The sequence below is a fragment of the Erythrobacter sp. JK5 genome (assembly GCF_018205975.1).
In the GTDB taxonomy this organism is placed as follows: domain Bacteria; phylum Pseudomonadota; class Alphaproteobacteria; order Sphingomonadales; family Sphingomonadaceae; genus Erythrobacter.
On record NZ_CP073577.1, the window covers coordinates 3,279,352 to 3,300,135 of the forward strand.

The 20,784-nt window shown below is 64.0% G+C and carries 12 protein-coding genes; 7 read left to right on the forward strand and 5 right to left on the reverse strand.

Annotation, left to right across the window (positions count from 1 at the left end; translation table 11 throughout):
* The first annotated feature begins 59 nt into the window (after positions 1-59).
* The gene (locus KDC96_RS16075) at positions 60-554 is read left to right on the forward strand and encodes a lasso peptide biosynthesis B2 protein (protein WP_212449528.1); all 495 of its coding nucleotides are present in this window, start codon (positions 60-62) and stop codon (positions 552-554) included.
* An 85-nt stretch (positions 555-639) separates the two neighbouring features.
* Here the strand turns inward: KDC96_RS16075 and KDC96_RS16080 are convergent, their stop codons facing one another.
* The 4 genes from KDC96_RS16080 to KDC96_RS16095 all read right to left on the reverse strand — a co-directional run bounded on the left by KDC96_RS16080 (position 640) and on the right by KDC96_RS16095 (position 8,244).
* Positions 640-3,984, reverse strand: a complete 3,345-nt coding sequence (locus tag KDC96_RS16080) for a TonB-dependent receptor domain-containing protein (RefSeq protein WP_212449530.1) — start codon at positions 3,982-3,984, stop codon at positions 640-642.
* A gap of 172 nt (positions 3,985-4,156) precedes the next feature.
* Positions 4,157-5,431 (reverse strand): amidohydrolase family protein, encoded by a 1,275-nt coding sequence (locus tag KDC96_RS16085; RefSeq protein WP_212449532.1) that lies wholly within the window; start codon positions 5,429-5,431, stop codon positions 4,157-4,159.
* A gap of 75 nt (positions 5,432-5,506) precedes the next feature.
* Positions 5,507-6,634: a hypothetical protein gene (locus tag KDC96_RS16090; RefSeq protein WP_212449534.1), complete on the reverse strand. Its 1,128-nt coding sequence runs from the start codon at positions 6,632-6,634 to the stop codon at positions 5,507-5,509.
* A 101-nt stretch (positions 6,635-6,735) separates the two neighbouring features.
* Positions 6,736-8,244, reverse strand: coding sequence for a tryptophan halogenase family protein (locus KDC96_RS16095; protein ID WP_212452808.1), 1,509 nt, complete (start codon positions 8,242-8,244; stop codon positions 6,736-6,738).
* Positions 8,245-8,434: 190 nt separating this feature from the next.
* Between KDC96_RS16095 and KDC96_RS16100 the strand changes: the two genes are divergently transcribed.
* The 6 genes from KDC96_RS16100 (at position 8,435) to KDC96_RS16125 (ending at position 19,202) form a co-directional block, all read left to right on the forward strand.
* On the forward strand, positions 8,435-11,728 hold the full coding sequence (locus tag KDC96_RS16100) for a TonB-dependent receptor (protein WP_212449536.1): 3,294 nt from the start codon (positions 8,435-8,437) through the stop codon (positions 11,726-11,728).
* A 115-nt stretch (positions 11,729-11,843) separates the two neighbouring features.
* Entirely contained in the window at positions 11,844-12,809 is a 966-nt protein-coding gene (locus KDC96_RS16105) for a glycoside hydrolase family 16 protein (RefSeq protein WP_249171841.1), read from the forward strand.
* 22 nt (positions 12,810-12,831) lie between these two features.
* Positions 12,832-13,887 (forward strand): LacI family DNA-binding transcriptional regulator, encoded by a 1,056-nt coding sequence (locus tag KDC96_RS16110; protein ID WP_212449540.1) that lies wholly within the window; start codon positions 12,832-12,834, stop codon positions 13,885-13,887.
* 41 nt (positions 13,888-13,928) lie between these two features.
* Positions 13,929-15,086 (forward strand): MFS transporter, encoded by a 1,158-nt coding sequence (locus tag KDC96_RS16115; RefSeq protein ID WP_212449541.1) that lies wholly within the window; start codon positions 13,929-13,931, stop codon positions 15,084-15,086.
* Positions 15,087-15,179: 93 nt separating this feature from the next.
* Positions 15,180-17,567, forward strand: coding sequence for a glycoside hydrolase family 3 protein (locus KDC96_RS16120; protein ID WP_249171842.1), 2,388 nt, complete (start codon positions 15,180-15,182; stop codon positions 17,565-17,567).
* Between the two features lie 51 nt (positions 17,568-17,618).
* Positions 17,619-19,202: a sodium/sugar symporter gene (locus tag KDC96_RS16125; protein WP_212449543.1), complete on the forward strand. Its 1,584-nt coding sequence runs from the start codon at positions 17,619-17,621 to the stop codon at positions 19,200-19,202.
* A gap of 6 nt (positions 19,203-19,208) precedes the next feature.
* Here the strand turns inward: KDC96_RS16125 and gdhA are convergent, their stop codons facing one another.
* On the reverse strand, positions 19,209-20,564 hold the full coding sequence (gene gdhA, locus KDC96_RS16130; RefSeq protein WP_212449545.1) for an NADP-specific glutamate dehydrogenase: 1,356 nt from the start codon (positions 20,562-20,564) through the stop codon (positions 19,209-19,211).
* Positions 20,565-20,784 lie beyond the last annotated feature (220 nt).

A 20,784-nucleotide genomic window follows, 5' to 3' on the forward strand; every position in this document is an offset into this window, starting at 1 on the left:
CCGGCACCTTGTCCGACAAACTGCTTTAAGCGCGTGCCGGAACCGATTAGGTCGCTAACATGCTTGGCAAGGCATTGGAACTGTTCCCGGCGCTTGGGCGAAAACTGCGGACGGCCGCCGGATTGCCGATCGCAACGGTGGGCCTGACGGGCGCGGTGTGGGTGCTGTTGTGGCCCGCCCGACTGGCGGTGGCCATCTTTCCGTTGCGCCGGCTGGTGCGTTTCTACGGGCGCGATCATGGCGCGCGGGTCGTGATCCCCGAAGCATCGTCCCGCGAACTGGACCTTGCCCGTCAGATCGGCGAAGCGATCGCGATCGCGGTGCGCTACAGCCCGGCTTCCGCCAATTGCTATCCGCAGGCGCTGGTGGCGCGGGCGCTGCTGCGCTGGCGGCGCGTGCCGCACGGTCTGTTCTTCGGATTGCGCCGGGGCTCCGACGACAAGGAGATGGAGGCGCATGCCTGGGTGATGGTTGGCGATTGCGCGGTGAGCGGCGGCAACAGCTTCGATCAATACACCGTGGTCCGCTGCTTCTCTTCGCCCGGTGTCCGCTAGCCGCGCCGGCGCTCCGCCATAAGAAAAGGGCGGAGCAACCCGCTGGCCGCTCCGCCCCCGTTCCTTTCGGCCTGGGGCCGTCGTTCTACATCCGCACGCGGGCACCGAGGTAGAAGTAGGTGCCGACCGGGCTGACCGGATAGGCCTGCTCGGTCACGAACGGCTGGCGGTCGAAGATGTTGTTCACCCCGCCATAGACGTCGAACATGTCGCTCACATCGAGATTGAACGAAATGTCGTGGATGAAGGCATCGCTCGAAAGACCGTTTTCGGGCGAATAGAGATCCTGCCCGGTGTTGCCGACGCTCTCGATCTCGACCGCGCGCAGGCCCTGGCTGTCGACATAGGTGGTCGACCAGGTCAGGCTGATTGCGTTCCAGTCCCAGGTCAGCGACGCACGGCCCGCCCATTCGGGCCGCTGCAGTTCGCCCAGCTCGGGATCGACGTTGGTCAGGTCGCTCGGATCGAAGAAATCGTCGAGCTTGTCGACCCAGGTCCCGCTGCCGTTGAGCGTGAAGGTGTGGTCGCCAAGATCGAAGCGATACTGCGCCGCCACTTCGACGCCCGCGGTTTCCCGGCGGGCGAAATTGAGCAGAACCTGTTCGAGGAAGGTGAAGCCGCCCGTGTTCGGGTTACGCGTCACGAGATCGCAGAACTGGTTGTCGATGCTCGAGCTGTCCACGCAATTGTCGACGATGTCCTGCGCGGACACGTTGTTGATCGCGTCCTCGATTTCGATGTTGTAGTAATCGACACTGAGGATCAGGCCCGGCAGGAAGCGCGGGGTGATCTGGGCACCGACAGTCCACGTCGTGGCGGTTTCCACATCGAGTTCGGGGTTGCCCGCCTGCGTGCCGGAGAAGCGCGCGGTGAGCGGATCGACATAGCTGTAGCCACCGCCGCCAAAGGTCGGATCGAAGCCGATATTGGCGAAGAAGGCGGAACAGTTCGCCTGGCGCAGGGTCGGATCGGGCGCCGAGCCGATGTTGCCGACATCGCACGGATCGACCGGACGGAAGAACGCGCCCTGTGGCGGATCGAACAGCTCGTTGATGTTCGGCGCGCGCACGGCCTGAGCGTAGGTCCCGCGGAACAGGATGTCCTCGCTCGGTGCCCACAGTCCGTTGACGTTCCAGGTGAAATTGCCGCCCGAGGTCGAGTAGTCGGCATAACGACCGGCCGCACTCAATTCGAGCGTTTCGGCAAATGGCACGCCTGCGAGGATCGGCAGGCGAAGCTCGCCGAACAGTTCGTAAACGGTGAATTCGCCGCCGGCATTGGCGGTCTGTGTCGCCGGGTCGAACACCAGCGAATTCTGCACGCCGCCGGTCACGTCACCGACAAAGTCGCCGGCGTTGCCGAGATCGGTGGTCACCGGCAGGATGCCGAGGATCAGCGGATCGAACCGCGAATTGCTCTGCTCCTCGCGGAATTCGAAACCCGCAGCGAAGCCGACGGGGCCGCCGGGAAGCTCGAAGAACGCGCCGGTATCGCCGGTAAAGACCGCACTGAACACCAGCTGTTCGAGCGCGAAGCGATTGACCGTCGTGGTGGTAATGAAATCGATCGCATCCTGGCTGATCGCGCCGACACCGCCGAGGATGTTGGCCGGACGGCACGAGCCGTCGCCGGGGTTGAAGGTCAGGAACCCGGGGTCGCCCGCGGGGATGCCGAACGGCGTTGTCGCGGGCGGGGTGGGATCGATATCCGAGCGGCATATCGGCTGGCCGTTGGGCCCGGTCACCACGTCGATCGCGGCGAACCAGCGATCGGTGATTACCCGGTTGGCATCGTTCACCGTCAGGTCGAACTTGCCGTAATTGGCGCTGAATTCGTACGACAGGTGATCGGTAATGTCGCCGCGCAGGCCACCGACGAAACGCCAGGTTTCGGTTTCGTTGCGGTTGCGGTTCGGGCCGAGATCGGTCGGGTCGCGGGTGATGTAGAGCCCTTCCTGCACTCCGTCGCCGAACAGCAGTTCGCCGACAAAGGGTTGCAGCGCGGGCGTGATGAACGGGTTGTCGCTGCGGATCGTCAGCAGGTCGTAGAACGTATTCGGCTGAGCCTGGAATTCGGCCGAAGTCGACACGTACTTGCCTTCGAAGAACAGCTCCGCCTCGGTCGAGAATTCGTAGCTCGCATTGACGTTGATCGACCAGCGCTCGGTTTCGGGAGTGAGCGAGTTCTGATCGAAGTTGTTCTCGATGCCCGGGCCGCCGAACTGGTTGAACAGGCCGGTGATAAGTCCGTCCTGATACACCGAGACGCTGCCGTCCGGGTTGATGTTGGCACAGCCGCCGGCAAGCCCGAACGCGCCGGGCTGGAAGGTGCTGTTGAAGCCAACCGAGGATTCCAGGCAGTCCGGGATGCCGTTGTTGTTGATATCGGGGCCGTCATCGACACCGATCAGGCCGGGCGCGACAACGCCGCCCGCCGACGACAGCGAGAACCGCGGATCGCTGGCGATGAAGCGGCGGGGCGCGTTCGCGGCGCGATCGATGAGCGCGAGCTCGGCCGAGGTCAGCGTCGGGTTGACGCCGAACTCGTCGAAATAGTCCGCGATGAAATCGTCGGCCGAGGGAATCAGGAAACCGGTCGGGAAGCCACCGACACCGACTGCGAAGAAATCGGCGAAGTTCGGCGTATCGGTGCCGATATCGCCCGTCTGAAAGCGCAGCGCCGGATTGGCCTGATCGTCGAAGACACCGTTGTTGCGCGAGAAATCGCGGTCACCGAATTGCAGCTCTTCGCTATAGGCGTATTCGCCGGAAACGGTGATGTTCCCGCGCCCGTCGGCGAAATTGGAGCCCCACGTGAGGTCGCCGTTGATCCGCCAAGCATCGCCTTCGGACGAGATGCCCGACTGCACATTGCCTTCGATCCCTTCGAACTTGTCGCGCAGCACGAAGTTGACCACGCCGGTCACCGCGTCCGCACCGTAGATCGACGATGCGCCGCCGGTCAGCGTTTCGACCCGCTCTATCAGCGCGCTGGGGATCGAGTTGATATCGACCGCCTGCTGCCCGGCGACACCCGCAACATGGCGGCGACCGTTGACCAGCACCAGGGTCCGGTTGGCTCCAAGACCGCGCAGGTTGAGCACGGATTGCCCGACCGCGAGATCGCCCGAGAACACGCCTGCAATCGAATCCTCGGCCGAGGTCGAAGTCGACAGGGCTGGCACGTCACGCAGGACGTTGACGACATCGGCGGTGCCCGATTGCTGGATTTCTTCGCTGCCGATTGCGATGACAGGCGCCGGCGAACCGATATTGGGGTCGCGCGCGATGCGCGAACCCACCACGACGATCTGCCGGTCTTCATCGGCGGACTCGTCCTGATCGGGCTGGGTCTGCGCGTGCGCCGCGAAGGGCATGGTGCTTGCGGCGGCAAGGAGGAGAGCCTGCGCCGAGAATTTGAAGCGTTGCATGACGAACCTTTTTGTTGCGATGCAACAAGGTCGCTCTGCATTCCGGCGAATGTCAAGACGGATCGGTCACATTGCATCCCTTCGATTGCGGGATCTGCAATTATGTTGCAAAAATGCCATGGCTGGCGCGCGCAGCCGTCGAACGCCGCGCGCTTCCGCCTTGCTCGAAGCGCTACTCGTTCTTGAAGATTTCGCCGGCCTTCATGACGAACTGCACGTTTTCAAGCAGCGCGACATCTGCAAGCGGGTTGCCATTCACCGCGATGATATCGGCCGATGCGCCCGCCGCGATCACTCCGAGTGTACCCTTCTGCCCGAGGGCGTCCGCGGAATTGAGAGTCGCCGCGCGCAGCGCCTCCGCGCTCGTCATGCCGAACTGAACCATCCGCGACAATTGCCGGGCGTTCTGCCCGTGCGGGTAAACGCCGGCATCGGTGCCGAACGACATCTTCGCGCCAGCCCGGTGCGCCTTGCGGAAATTGTCGCGCTGCGTCTGACCGACCACGCGCTCCTTCTCGAGGCTCTCGGGCAGTATTCCCGCTGCTTCGCCTTCGCCGAGAATGAATTCGGTGACGTAGATATCCATATTGAGATAGGCCCCGCTCTCACGCGCGAGCCGGATGCCTTCGTCGTCGATGAAGCTGGCATGCTCGATCGTGTCGACCCCGGCCTTGAGCGCGTTGACGATACCTTCAGCGCCGTGCGCATGGCTCGCTACCCTCAATCCATGGCTGTGCGCCTCCTCGACCAGCGCGGTCAGCTCCTCGACGGTGTATTGCGGAGCGCCGACCTTGGTGCCCTTCGACAGGACCCCGCCGGTCGAGCAGGTCTTGATAAGGTCGACGCCGAACTTGCGGTTCTTGCGCACCGCCGCGCGCGCCGCCCACGGGCCGTCCGCGACATTCTCGCCGCTCGCTTCGTATTCGGGCGGCAGCAGGTTGTTGTCCGAGCAATGCCCGCCGGTGATTCCGATCGGCGGGCCGGAAACGAACATCCGCGGGCCGACGATGTCGCCTTCCGCGATGGCGTCGCGCAGATCGACATCTCCGAAACTCCCTGCGCCGACGTTGCGCACGGTGGTGAAGCCCGCCATCAGGGTGCGTTCGGCGTTGACCACGCCGGTGATGACCGCGCGCTCGTCGGAAATCGCGAGCCGACGATAGCCGTGCACGTCACTGTCGCTGGTAAGGTGGACGTGCATGTCGATCAGGCCGGGCAGGATCGTCTTGCCCGCGAGGTCAACATAGTCGGCGCCATCTACCTGCGGCGCTGCGCCCGTCGTCACCGAAACGATGACGCCGTCCTCGATCGTGACCACCGGGTCGGCAACCAGTCGCCCGCGTTCGACATCGACCATTGCATCGGCAGTGAGGATCATGGTGTCGGCCAGCACGGCGGCGGGAGCGACCAGAACGGCGGCGGCGAGCGCGATGGTGCGTAGTTTCATGCGAGGTCTCCTGCGAAATCGCAGCAGGCGTATCAGCTTTCGGCGGAACGGCAAATGCCGCCGGCAAGAGGGCTGCTATTCGACCTTGAAGACATAGACCGGGCCGAGATCGACCGCCTGGACGCTCCCTCCGAAGAACAGCGAGAGTTCCGCGCCCCCGGCACCGTAGCTGCGTGGCGCCTTGGTCGTGATCTTCACCAGTTGCCAGGTGTCGCCGATCTTGAACCGGTTGGAGGCGAAGGATTCGAATGGCGGCGCAGTCCCCTGAATGCGCGAGGCGGCGATCGCCTTGCCATCGGCGTTGGCGCTGCTGATGGTGCGCGCAGCGATCGCGACCACCAGGTCATCGCCCTCCTCGATCGCCTGGTTGATAGGCACGGTTGCGGAAAGACCGGTCAATTCGGTGCCATCCTGCGCGACTTCGAACCGGGTTGCCTTCATCATCCAGATTTCGGGTTCGTCGCGATTGGCGTAGCTGCCAGCCGAGCCACCGAACTTCCAGCTGCCCTGGCCGGGATCGTTGATCAGCGTGCCGGTGCCTGCGAGCCCTTCGGGCATCTCGACCTCGGCTGTCTGGACTCGCGCCGCCGCCACCTGCACCGGGCCCTGGTCGGCGATCTTCGCCGCGCCGCTGACCACAATCGCCTGGCCGATCTCGATGATCTGTCGCGTGCGCCCGAACTGCACCGCGACGATCCCGTCCTTGCTGCGCAATTTCTGTTCGGCGGTGGCGGTCACTTCGTACCAGGCCCAATCCTTGCCGATCGAAAGCGTCTGTTCGCCGAAACCCGGGTAGGGCGCGACATTGCGCTGGAAGCGCAGCCGCAGCACGCCGTTCCCGTCGTCGCTGTCGGCCTCGACCGTGCGCGCGTAGAATCCGACGGTCACGGTATCGCCGCGATCGACATCCTCGACCAGTGGAATGTTGGCTCCGGCTGTGTAGATGAACTCGGCGGCACGCGTCACCGCGAAACGCCGCGCTGCGCCCCCGCCGGGAATGCTGTCATCGACAACCGCGCTGGCTTCGAGGTCCGCGCCGTAGCTTTGCCAGTCGATGCGCGATGGATCGTTGACGAGATCGCCCGGCAATTGCGCGTCGAGCGCCGCCAGCGCGTCCTTGTCCTGCGCGATACCCGGTGCGGCGGCAACCGCAGCAATCACCAGAGCGCCCGCTGCCCAGGCCGCCTTCAAGCGCGTGTTCATTCCTCAACCCTCTCCAAAGATTGTTTGCTGCCGTAGCGATCGCCAACTTGTGAGAACGCTAACAGCAAATTTTGCATCGCTCAATCGCCCGGCGCCTTTGGTCAGGCTGCCTTTGCCGGGCAATAGCGCGCGAGGTAATCGCCATGGCCCGGCATGTGCTGGACCAGGAAGCGGATCGATTGCTCCATCTCGTCGATTTCCTTGCGGGTCTTGGCGTTGATGAGCGAATCCGCCATCGGGTTGTGCGCCGCCATGCTGATGCCCTGGCCCATCATGACTGCGGCCCAGCTGGTCTCGGTGAACAGCTCGTCCTCCTCGCGGAAGATCTGGCCGTTTCCTTTGAACACCTCGACCTTCTCGGTCAGCGTATCCGGCACCTGCATTGTCCGCACGTAGTTCCAGAAGTCGGAATCGTCGCGCGAAGTCGCGTTGTAGTGCAGGATCAGGAAGTCGCGAATGCGGGCGTATTCGCGACCGGTCAGGCGGTTGAACGTATCCTGCTGGGCCTGCGTGACCCCTTCGAGCGAAAGCAGCGAAAGCAGCTTGTCGATCCCGGTGTTGATGAGATGGATCGAGGTCGATTCGAGCGGCTCCATGAACCCGGCGGCGAGACCTAGCGCGACCACGTTCCGATTCCAGAATTTCTTGCGCCTCCCGGTGACGAACCGCAGGAAATTGGGGTCGGCCTGCGGCTTGCCCGCGATGTTGCCGACCAGGATGTCGTGCGCCTCGTCGTCCTCCATGAACTCGCTGCAATAGACGTGGCCGTTGCCGTTGCGGTGCTGCAGCGGAACTTGCCATTGCCATCCGGCCCGATGCGCGGTGGCGCGGGTGAAGGGCGGGGGCGGGCTGCCGTCTTCGCGCAGGCAGGGGAGAGCGACCGCGCGGTTGCAGGGCAGCCAGCGGGTCCAGTCCTCGTAGCCGGTTTCCAGCGCCTGTTCGATCAGCAGCCCGCGAAAGCCCGAGCAATCGATGAACAGATCGCCGGCCATGATCGTGCCGTCCTCAAGCTCGACCGAGGCGACGTTGCCGCTTTCACCCTCGAGCTGGACGTCGGCAATGCGCCCTTCGCGGCGGACGACACCGCGCGCCTCGGCGTATTTGCGCAGGAACGCGGCGTAGCGACCGGCGTCGAGATGATAGGCGTAATTGACCGGGGGCAGGTCTTCGCGCTGGTAATCCTGCGTCCGCGCGAACTTGCCGAAATAGGCGGCCATGGTTTCGAGGTTGAAAACCTGGATCGGGCGATTGTCTCCGCCCTTGGCGAGCTTGTGCCAGATATGGTGGAACCCGATCCCGCCGATCGGATAGCCATAGGCCCCGAACGGGTGGATGTAGCTGTCGCCAACCTTGCCCCAGTTTTCGAACTGGATGCCGAGCTTGAACGACCCGCCGACTTCGGCGAGCATTTCGCTCTCGTCGATTTCGAGCAGCTGGTTGAATTCGACGAACGGCGGAATCGTCGCCTCGCCGACGCCGACCGTGCCGATCGCTTCCGATTCGATCAGCGTTATGCCCAACTCGTTGCCGGTCTTGAGCCGCGACAGCGCTGCGGCCGCCATCCAGCCTGCAGTCCCGCCACCGACGATAATTATCTGTTGTATTGTCATCATTTCCTCTGTCCGGCCGCGCCCACACCGGTGCCCGGTCGGGGCGCAGGTGTGACCTCAAGTCCTCGCTCGCGACCATGCAATATGTCGAATATATTGCAAGTCTTGTGAACGCTCACAATCTGCGCTACGCACCGCGATCAATGGACGGCAGATATGTCGCCACGGGGTTTGGGAGGTAAGAATTCACATGAACACCGCTCGTATTGCGCCAGCGCGGCGTCTGATTGCTCTGAGCACCGCTTCGGGTCTGGCGATGTCGGCGATGATCGCCGCACCGGCATTGGCTCAGGATACCGATACCGAGGATACTCCTGAGGAAATTGCGGAGGGTTCGTACGAGGGTGAGATCGTCGTAACCGGCGGCTTCCTCAAATCACTCGAAAACGCGCAGAACATCAAGCGCGATGCCGATACATTCGTGGACGCGGTGACCGCCGAAGACATCGGGGCACTGCCCGATCGTTCGGTCGCCGAAACGCTGCAGCGCATCCCCGGCGTCAATATCGGCCGGTTCGAAAAGACCTCCGACCCCGACCGGTTCTCGGTCGAAGGGACCGGCGTCATCATCCGCGGTCTTCCCTTCGTTCGCTCCGAACTGAACGGTCGCGACATTTTCTCGGCGACGGGCGGGCGCGTGCTCAGCTTCAACGACGTGTCCCCCGAACTGCTCGGCCGGGTCGAAGTGTTCAAGAACGTGACGGCCGACATGGTCGAAGGCGGCATTGCCGGCACCGTGAACCTCGTCACCCGCAAGCCGCTCGACAGTCCGGGCACGCGGATCGCCGGAACGATAGAAGCCAATGTCGGCGATCTTGCCGAGGAATGGTCGCCGGGCTTCTCGATCCTGGGTTCGACCACCTTCGAAAGCGATACTGCGGGTTCGCTCGGCGTGCAGCTCGGTTACGCACGGTCGGAACTGGTGAGCCGGACCGACGCTTCGCAAGTGGCAGACCCCTGCTACCGCGCTCCGTCGCTCGACGGTGCCTGTTTGCGGGCGCTGCAGGTCGCCGACGGCGGGTTTACCGGGGTCCAGAATTTCGATGCGTCCAACTTCCCGCCTGCGGGCGCGGTTGTCGTACCGAAGGGCGCGGGCGTGCGGACCACCGATCTCGAACGCGACCGCGAGGCGTGGTCGGCGGTGCTGCAATACGAAAGCCCCAATCGCGATCTGCTGCTGACGTTCGAGTGGCTGCGCGCCGAAACCTCGTTCTTCACCGATGAATCGGCGATCATTTCGCAGGTCAACGATGAAAACCTCTTCCCGGTGACCGCCGCCGGAAGCACGTGGGAATTCGACGCCAACGGCGTGTTCCAGCGCGGCGTGCTGTCGCAGCGCATCGGCGATGCCTATGCCAACCCGTTCGGCCGCGGCGGCATCCCGCTCGAAACCCTGCGGTTCCAGCGCGAGACCGAAGCCACCACCGAAGATTTCTCGTTCGACCTGGAGTGGAACGTCACCGACCGCCTGCGGCTCAATTTCGAAGCGCAGTCGATTAAGTCCGACCTGCGCCGCGATTCGATCATCGGCGCGATGAACGGCTGGGCCAATGTCAGCCTGGATCTCAGCGGCGAGACGCCGCAGGTCGAGTTCCTCGCACCACCGGGCGCGCCCAGCGATTATTTCTCGTCTGGCGCAAACACCTATTACTGGTTCCTGCTCGACAGTCTCGAGAGCAATGACGGCGAGCTCGACAGCTATCGCCTGGATGCCGATTACGACATCAGCGACACCGGCTTCTTCCGCAGCGCGCGGTTCGGCGTCCGCTGGTCGGATCGTGAGCGGGTCACCCGCGACACCAACTTCAGCACCTGGGGCAACCTTTCGGCGCCGTGGGCCGGCCGTGCGGGCTGCGCCCCGTGGAACGCCGGGCCGGGATGTGCAGCAACCGGCGGTTTCCAGCCGGGCCGGTTCTTCACCGGCCTGCCGGGTCAGGAATTCGCCATCGCCGGCGGCGCCTATGTCGACGAATTCCCAGGCTTCTCGCAGTTCCGCAATCCGTTCGGCGATAGCTTCCAGCGCGGCAATGCGCCGGTTCCGCTGCCCGGTGGCGCTGCCTTCTTCTACGGCAGCGACAACCTGCTCGACGATTACCTTGCCGGCACTACCATCGCGCAAGCCCGCGAGCTGAACCGGTTTTCGCAAACGCCGAACCCGTTCTTCGGCTATCAGGGGCGCTCTTTCACCGATCCGGTAACCGGCACAACTACGCAGTGCGATCCGTTCTGCCCGTCCGAAATCTCGGACGTGACCGAGAAGACCAAGGCCGCCTATGGCCGCATCGACTTCGGCCATGATTTCGACAACGGCATGGCCCTCGAAGGCAATTTTGGCCTGCGCTACGTCGAAACGACGGTGCAGACCGATGGCCTGCTCGGCTTCCCGACGCCGCAGTTCATCGACGATGGGCCGCAGGGCAATGGCGACGGCGTGCTGACCGTGGCCGAATTGCAGGCAGCGTGCGGCGTTCCCGCTCCGGGCATCACGCGCGGCTATTGCGACCTGTCGCCCGCCCGCCAAGCCGAGTTCGTCTCGGCCATCACCGGCGACCGTCTGGATACGAGCGGCGAGATCACGTTCGATCACTGGCTGCCGAGCTTCAATGCGAAGCTGGATATCGGCAACGGAATGCTGTTCCGCGCTGCCGTTTCGAAAGGCATCACGCGCCCTGACCTGGAATTGTTCCGCACGAGCGGTGCAATCGGAGACAATACCAATGCGCTGCTGTCGGGCGGGACGCTAGCAACCGGACCGCTGTTCGCGATCAACACCGGTAATCTCGGACTGCGTCCGGTCGAATCGTGGAATTACGATCTGTCGGTCGAGTGGTACTTCGACGATGTCGGTTCGCTGACGCTTTCGGGCTTCGTGAAGGATATCGAGGGCATCGTGAACACCTCGCTTCCCCTCGCCACGATCACCGGGGAGGCCGGAACCACAGCGGAAGTGGAGATCCGTCAGCCCGACAACAATTCCGGCGGAACGCTCAAGGGGTTCGAGGTCGGATACCAGCAGACCTACGACTTCCTGCCGGCCCCGCTCGATGGACTGGGCTTCGCCGGGACGTACACCTATGTCGATGGCGGGGCGTTCACCAACGCGAACCTCGACGTGAACCAGGGTCTGTTCTCGTCGCTGCAACCGCTTGCCGGGATTTCCGAACACACGGTCAATGCGACGATCTTCTACGAGAAGGGCCCGCTGTCGATGCGCGCCGCGTACAACTGGCGGTCGGAATTCCTGATCACCCCGCGCGACGACATCTTCCCGTATTCGCCGATCTGGCAGGAAGATTCTGGACAACTCGACGCATCGATCTTCTTCTCGGTGACCGACTTCCTCAAGCTCGGGGTGCAGGGCGTAAACCTGCTCGACGAAGTGACGGTAACCTCGCAGGTGATCGACTTCGACGGGACGCGCATCACCCGTTCGGCGTTCCGCAACGACCGCCGATTTACCTTCCTCGCTCGCTTCGACTTCTAGGAGTCTGGAACCGGCGAACGAGTGCGGGAGGGGGCTCTGCTGGGGGGCAGGGCTCCCTCTCTTGCAAGACAAGGGGCAACGACACGGCGACGGGAGAAGGCAGATGCGACGCTGCATGATTTCTGCGACCATGGCCTCGCTGGTGGCGATGGCGGCATGCAATGGCGAGGCCGTTGCCGAACCCGAGATCGTGGCACCGATCGATGCCCGGCCATGGCAATTGGTGTGGAACGATGAATTCGATGGCACCGCGCTCGATCGCAGCAAATGGGCGCCGGAAATTTCATGCTGGGGCGGCGGCAACGACGAGCGGCAGTGCTATACCGACCGGCCGGAAAACATCGCGGTAAAGGATGGATACCTGCTCTTGAAGGCCCGCAGGGAGCGCTTCACCGGCCCGGCCCGTCCGCCCGAGATCGCCGCCGAACCCAATCCGCAGATCACCCGCGAATACACATCCGGCAAGATCCGTACACGCGGACTGCACGCCTGGACATATGGTCGCATCGAAGTCAGGGCCCAGGTCCCGGCGGGTCAGGGCATGTGGCCGGCGGTGTGGATGATGCCTGCCGAAGACCATTATGGCAGCTGGCCGCTGTCGGGCGAAATCGACATCCTCGAAGCGGTCAATATCGGCGCAGAATGCGAGGAATGCGAAGGCACAATCGGCGAAAACCGCACGGTGAGTGCACTGCACTTCGGGGATGCCTGGCCGCGAAACAGCCATGTCGACCGCAAGACGCCCTTGCCCGATCGCGCGTTGCCGTCCGACGCATTTCACGTCTACTCGGTCGAATGGGGTAAGGGCCTGATCCGGTTTCTGGTCGACGACCGGGTGCACTTCACCATCCCGCGCGAGCAGTGGTTCACCGGGTCGCCCAAGGCGAAGGGAAACCCCGATGCGCCGTTCGACCGTCCGTTCTACCTGATGGCCAATCTTGCGGTTGGCGGGAAGTGGCCCGAGGAAAGCAATGAAAAGGGGGTTGCGACTTCGTCCGTTCCCAACCAGTTCACGATCGACTGGATTCGCGTCTATCAGTGCAGCAATGATCCGGAGACCGGTCGGGAATGCATGAGGTGACCGCGACAGGGGCGGTGGAATTATGGCCAGACGTCGAAACAGGGTAACCATCCGCGAGGTTGCGGACGATGCAGGCGTCTCGCTGCAAACCGTCAGTCGCGTCATCAACGATGAGCCGAATGTGCGCCCGCAAATGCGCGACCGGGTGCAGGCCTCGATCGACCGGCTCGGCTATGTCCCCTCGCTCGCCGCCCAGCGGATGAGCGGATCGCGCTCCTACATCATCCTTGCAATCAACGACCGCGAACGCACGCTGGCCGATTGGCGCGAGCGGCAGGGCACCGACTGGGTCGACCAGATGCTGCTCGGCGGCATGCTGACCTGTTCGAAACACGGCTATCGCATGATGGTGGAGCTGGTCGACACCCACAGCGACCATGTCGAACGCGAGCTGGGCGCTGCCATCGCTGCGCTCCAACCCGACGGGGTGATCCTGACCCCGCCGCATTCCGAGAACCTGCAGATCACCCGGCTGCTGGCCAGTCGCGGGATTCCGTTCGCGCGGATCGGATCGACCGAGGAAGGGCCGGGCATCCGCCTGACGATGGGCGACGAAGCGGCGGCCTACACGGCGACAGTGCGGCTGATCGAACTCGGTCACCGCCATATCGGCATGATTGCCGGGCCGCGCGAATACAGCCTCAGCGGATGGCGCATCGCGGGGTGGAAGCGCGCGCTGACCGAACACGGCCTCAATGCCGAGGGGCTGAGCGAGCGCGGCGATTTCGGCTACGAATCGGGGACCCAGGCCACCCGCGCGCTGCTCGATCGCGACCCCGAATTGACCGCGATTATCGGCAGCAGCGACCAGATGACCCTGGCCGCGCTCGAAGTGGCGCGCGACCGCGGATTGCACGTGCCGCGCGACCTGTCGCTGATCTCGTTCGACAACACGCCGATCGTGCGCTTCTCGCAGCCGCCGCTGACCGCGATCGACCAGCCGATTGCCGAAACCGTGTCGACTGCGGTCGAACAGCTCATCGGATCCGACAAGTCGGCGGGACCGAGCAAGGTGATCGATGTCGAGGCGCAACTGGTCGAACGCGCGTCGACCGGCCCGGCCCCGAGAACGCATTGACCCCGGCCGGGCCGTCCGCCGCACGGCAGCCAATCTGGTTCATGACGCTGCTGGCGCTCGCTGCCGGGGGCGGCTCGATCGCCTATGTGCCGCTGCTCACGGTCCTGTTGCCGCTCAAGATCACCGCGCTGATGGGTACCGAGGATGTCGCGGCTCTCGCCCGCGTCACGTTCTACGGCGCGATCATCGCCAGCCTCGCCAACATCGCATTCGGGATGTTGAGCGATCGCAGCGGCACCCGCTGGCCGTGGATCGTCGCCGGTCTCGTCATTTCCAGCGCGCTGCTGATCGCGATCGGGCGGGCGGAACACCTCGCAGAGCTGATCGTGCTCGTGATGGCATGGCAGGTCGGGCTGAACATGATGCTGGGGCCGCTGTTTGCGTGGGCGGGCGACTGCGTACCCGACAGCCAGAAGGGAACGCTTGGCGGGCTGCTGGCGATGGCCCCGGCGATGGGGGCGCTGGCCGGCTCGTTCGTCACGTTCGAAAATCTGGTCGGCGTGGAATTCCGGCTGGAGACGGTCGCAATCCTTGTCGCGCTGCTGGTGCTGCCGGTGGTCATCTTCGGTCGACGTCAGACACGCCCCGAATTGCTCGTTCCCGCCGCCTCGGGCGACGACGCCGAAGCTGTCAGGGCTGGGGCGCGGTCCATGGTCGCGCGGATGTGGCTCGCGCGGTTCCTGGTCCAGATCGCCGAGGCAGGCCTGTTCGCCTTCCTGCTGTTCTGGCTGCGATCGATCGCTGCGAATTTCCACGAGAATACCGCCGCCAACATCTTCAGCGCGGTGCTGGTCGTCTCGGTGCCGATCTCGCTGATGCTGGGGCGCTGGTCGGACCGGGCGGGAAGACCACTGGCACCGCTGGTGATGGCGGCGACGGCCTCGGCGAGCGGGCTGGCCATCATGGCGGTAGCGCAAGGGCTGGAGCTGGCGATCGTCGGGTATGTGCTGTTCGGCATCGCGGCGACGATCTTTCTGTCGCTGCACACCGCGCAGACCCTGCGCGTCCTGCCCAAACCGCAGCATCGCGGGCGCGATCTCGGCATATTCAACCTCACCAACACCGTGCCGTCGCTGGTGATGCCGTGGCTTACGTTGACGTTGGTGCCGTCCTTCGGGTTCGCGGCCCTGTTCGCGCTTTTCGCCTCGCTCGCCGCGCTTGCCGCCGGATTGCTCGCAAGCACGCCGAAACGTCCGTGAGGCCCTTGATTTGTACCGATCCTCGTGCAATCAATCGCAATATTGAGAACGTTCTCAAAAGTTCGTTCTCGCCTTTGGGAGGGGCTACGAGGAATGCTCAAGAGTGCGCGGCTGTTTGCGGCTGGGGTTTGCCTGGCGGGGTTGCTTTCCGGATGCGCGGGCGCGCCTGTCGAAACCGCCAATACGGTCGCCCCGCAAGCGCTCGGCGAGACGCAGGAATCCGGGCTCGTAGCCGACCTGATTTCGCGCATGAGCCTGGAGCGCAAGATTGCGCAGCTGATCCAGCCGCAGATCAATTCGGTCACGCCCGAAGAGATGCGCCAGTACCGCTGGGGGAGCTATCTCAACGGCGGCAATGGCGGCCCCTATGGCGACGAATTCGCGCCTGCTTCGGAATGGCTGCGGCTCGCCGATGAAATGTGGGAGGCGTCGACCGCACCGCTTCCGGGGGATGAACCCGCGATCCCCACGATCTGGGGCACCGACGCGGTTCACGGCCACACCAACGTCATCGGCGCGACGATTTTTCCGCACAATATCGGCCTGGGTGCGACCGGCGATGCAGACCTGGTTCGACAGATCGGCGCGGCCACCGCAACCGAGATCGAGGTTACCGGGATCGACTGGAATTTCTCCCCCACCGTCGCGGTCGCGCGCGACGATCGCTGGGGGCGCAGCTACGAGAGCTATTCCGAAGACCCCGCAATCGTCGCGAAGATGGGTGCGGCGCTGGTCGAAGGACTGCAGGGCAGGAAAGGCGCAGACGACTATCTCGGCCGCGGACGGGTGATCGCCACGGCCAAGCACTTCTTCGGCGACGGGGGGACCGAGCAGGGCGTCGACCAGGGTGACGTCAACGGCGATATCGAGGCGCTCAAGGCCGTCCATGCGGTTCCCTACCCGGTTGCGATCGAGGCGGGTGTGGAAACCATCATGGCCAGCTTCAATTCGATCAATGGCACCAAGATGCACGGCAACAAGGAATTGCTGACCGGTGTCCTGCGTGAAGAGATGGGGTTCGAAGGGCTGGTCGTCGGCGACTGGAACGCGCACGGCCAGATCAAGGGGTGCACGGTGTCGGATTGCCCGCAGGCGCTGCTCGCCGGGCTCGACATCTACATGGTGCCTGACGACGCCGTGGCGCTGCACAAGTCGCTCATGGCGCAGGTCGAAGACGGCACCATCCCGATGGCGCGGATCGATGAAGCGGTTGCGCGCGTGCTGCGGGTGAAACAGCGCGCCGGTCTGCTCGGCCCGGACGCGGTAAAGCCTTCGGCGCGGCCCAATGCCGGCGCATACGACAAGCTCGGCATGGCGCCGCATCGCGCCGTGGCGCGCGAAGCGGTCGCCAAGTCGCAGGTCATCCTCAAGAATGATGGCGTGCTTCCGCTCAAACCCGGCGCGAACATCCTCGTCGCGGGCCAGGCGGCGGACAGCATCGCGCAGGCCGCCGGGGGCTGGACGCTGACCTGGCAGGGCGGGCGCGAGCTGACCAACGAGCAATACTTCCCGGGCGCAACTTCGATCTGGCGCGGTATCGAAGCGGCTGCGCGTGAAAGCGGGGGTAGCGCCACATTGTCGGTCGACGGCAGTTTCGATGAGCGGCCCGATGTCGCGATCGTGGTTTTCGGGGAGCAGCCCTATGCCGAATTTGCGGGCGACCTCAAGAACATGGTGTTCGGCGACGAAGAGGGTCTCGAACTGCTGCGATCCTTCGACGCACAGGGCGTTCCCGCGGTCGCGGTGTTCCTTTCTGGCCGCCCGATGTGGATGAACCGCGAGATCAACGCCGCCGACGCCTTCGTCGCGTCCTGGCTTCCGGGCAGCGAAGGCGGGGGTGTTGCCGATATCCTGTTCGGCAAAGTCCCGGCCACCGGGAAACTGCCGTTCAGCTGGCCTGCGCGGTGCGAGGGCGCGCCAGTCAACGGGTCGCAGGGCGCGCTGTTCCGCGTCGGTCATGGCCGCAGCCTTGCCGATACTTCGCCATTGGGGTCGCTCGATGAAAGCTGCGGCTTTGTCGGCGAGCGCGCCTCTGCCGACTGGTACGTGAACGGTCGCCTCAGCGCAGGGATCGCGGCGCTGGCGGGCGGGACCGAACTGCCGAATTTGCGCGGCGAAGCGGGCGGCGTCGTTGCGCGCGGGATCGACAAGGACCGGCAGGAGGACGCGCGCGAGATCACTTTCGGCCCCAACGCCAGCCTTACCCTTGCGGGAGCGGGCGAGGGTGCCTTCGTCATAACCTACAATCTCGCCGGGGCGCCCGCGGGGACGGTCCAGGTGTCCGGCGGCGCGACGGTCACCGATGTCACCAGCAGGCTAACGGTCGCTTCGGGCAAGGGGTGGCGCGAAATGGTGCTGACCGAGGCTTGCCTCGGGGCCGATGCCGACAGGCTGACGATCAGCACGAATGCACCGCTGACGATCGCGATCAGCGCGATCGCTCGTCAACAGCTTCCGCCAGGGACGCAGTGTTCGTTCTGACACGACCGCGCTACTGCGGGACGCGATAACAAAGGGACGGGGGAGTAAGCCATGACGCTCGAGACAATCGATATCGTCATCATCATCGGGTATGCGATCGCCCTGCTGGGGATTGCGCTGCTGGTCAGTCGCGAGCCGGCCGGGCACGACAAGAATACCGAGGATTACTTCCTGGCCGGACGGGCGCTGCCTTGGTGGGCGATCGGGGCCTCGCTGATCGCGTCGAACATCTCGGCCGAACAGATCATCGGTCAGTCGGGGCAAGGGTTCGCCGTAGGGATCGCGATCGCTGCCTACGAGTGGCAGGCCGCGATCGTCCTGATCATCGTTGCGAAGTATTTCCTGCCGATCTTTCTCAAGCGCCGCATCTACACGATGCCGCAATTCCTCGAGCAGCGCTACGGATCGGGTGTGAAGAACCTGATGAGCGTGTTCTGGGTTGCGCTCTACACCGCCGTGAACCTGACCACGGTGCTGTGGCTCGGCGGGCTGGCGGTGCAGACGCTGACCGGCTGGGGCGTAATGACCTCGATGATGGCGCTCGCCGGATTTGCGGTCCTGTATTCGCTCTATGGCGGGCTCAAGGCTGTCGCGCTTACCGACATCATCCAGGTGGTGATCCTGATCCTGGGGGGTCTGGCGATCACATGGTTCGCGCTCGACGCGCTGCCCGCCGACGGCGCTCTCGGCGGGCTCGGCTACCTGATGCAGGAGATGCCCGGCCACTTCGAAATGATCCTGGAGCCGAGCAATCCGGCCTATTCGGACCTGCCTGGCATCTGGACGTTGCTGGGTGGGCTGTGGGTGCTGCATCTCAGCTATTGGGGGTTTAACCAGTACATCATCCAGCGCGCGCTGGGGGCGGAGAGCCTGGGCGAAGCGCAAAAGGGACTGGCGTTTGCGGCGTTCCTCAAGATCCTCGTCCCGTTCATCGTCGTGATTCCCGGGATCGCGGCGGTCATCCTCGCCCAGCAGGGCATGCTCGACGGTGCTGCGCTGGCGGAGAAATCGGACCGCACCTATGGCGAGCTGATGGCGTTCGCCCCGGCGGGCCTGCGCGGGCTCGTGTTCGCGGCGCTGATCGCGGCGGTGGTGAGCTCGCTCGCATCGATGATGAACTCGATCTCGACCATCTTCACCATGGACCTGTATCGCCATGCCCGGCCCGATCGGCCCGAGCGGCACTATGTCACCGTCGGACGGATCGCCGCATTCAGCGCGATGGCGATCGCGCTGGTGCTCGCGCGGCCCTTCATCGGCGGGTTCGAAAGCGGGTTCCAGACGGTGCAGGAATACACCGGTTACATCGCGCCGGGGATCGTGGTGGTGTTCCTGCTCGGCTTCTTCGACAGGAAAGCCAATGCAGTGGGTGCCTTCACCGCACTGATCGGTTCGCTGGTGGTCAATGTCATCCTCAAGTTCGGTGCGCCCGACGTGCCGTTCATCATCCGCATCTGGATCGTGTTCATGCTCGCGCTCGTCGCGGCGGCGGTGATTTCGCGCATGACCGGGGCGCCCGACGAAGAGCGCACCGTAAAGCTCGGCGATATCGGTTTTGCGACCACGGCGCTGTTCAACACGCTGGCGGCGATTACGGTCGCCGTACTGGTCGGGCTATATGTCGTGCTATGGTGAGGGGGATCAGACCACGCCGAAGGCCAGCATCGCGTCGGCGACTTTCTTGAAGCCGGCGATGTTGGCGCCCTTGACGTAATCGACGTACCCGTCGCCCTGATCGCCGTAGGTCACGCACTTTTCGTGAATGCCCTCCATCAGATCGGTCAGCATGTCGTGCAGCCGATCGTGGTTCCAGCTGATCCGTTCGGCGTTCTGGCTCATTTCGAGACCCGAAATCGCCACCCCGCCCGCATTGGCCGCCTTGCCGGGGCCATAGAGGATCCGGGCTTCGTGGAAGATCTTCACCCCTTCGAGCGTGGTCGGCATGTTCGCCCCTTCGACCACCGCGATGCAGCCATTGTCGACCAGCGCCTTCGCGCCTTCTTCCTCCAGCTCGTTCTGGGTTGCGCAAGGCAGCGCGCAATCGACGTCGACGTGCCACGGGCGTTTGCCCTCGTGAAATTCCGCGCCTGAGAATTCGTCGGCATATTCGCTGATCCGGCCGCGCCGGTTGAGCTTCAGGTCCTTGACCCACGCGAGCTTGTCTTCGTCGATCCCGTCGGGATCGTGGATGAAGCCGTCCGAATCCGACAGCGTCAGCACCTTGCCACCGAGCTCGCGGAATTTCTCCGCTGCATGCAGCGCGACATTGCCCGAGCCCGAAATCGCTGCGGTCTTGCCCTCTATGCTGTCGTCCTTGTGGGCGAGCATATTGCACAGGAAGTAGACCGCGCCATATCCGGTCGCTTCCGGCCGCATCTTCGAACCGCCGTATTCGATGCCCTTGCCGGTCAGCACGCCTTCCCAGCGATTGGTGATGCGCTTGTACTGGCCGAACATAAAGCCGATTTCCCGGCTTCCGACCCCGATGTCGCCCGCAGGCACGTCGATGTCGGGGCCGATATGGCGGTAGAGTTCGGTCATGAAGCTCTGGCAGAAGCGCATGATTTCGCTGTCGCTTTTGCCTTTGGGATTGAAATTTGACCCGCCCTTGCCGCCGCCCATCGGAAGGCCGGTGAGCGAATTCTTGAAGGTCTGTTCGAAAGCGAGGAATTTCAGCACGCTTTCATTGACCGAAGAATGGAAGCGAATGCCGCCTTTGTACGGGCCGATCGCGTTGTTGTTCTGCACCCGCCAGCCGCGCTGGACGCGAATGTTGTGGTTGTCGTCTTCCCAGCACACGCGAAAGCTGACGACCCGATCGGGCTCGGCAATGCGGCGCAGGATCTGCGCCTCGTGATATTCCTCCTTGTCCTCGATGAAGTCGAAGACGTCCTGCGCCACCTCCTGCACCGCCTGGATGAATTCGCTCTGCCCGGGATTGCGCTTCTTCACCCCTTCCATGAACCGTTCGAGGTCCGCGTGGTCGGAAACAGCCATTATTGGTCTCTCTTTCTGTCATTTGCGCGCAGGACGGAGCAGATGTCCCGCAATTCGATGGTTGCTCCATCAATGCGCGAGAGGGGGAAGAGTGCCGAGACCTACAGCGGGTTCGGAGACCGCGATTGCCTTTGCCGGTGCTCTCCGCCTAGGATTGGCTGGGATGGGGCTGCGGCTCCGGGACGGGGAACGCGCCGCAGGTGACCGGACATTTCTGACG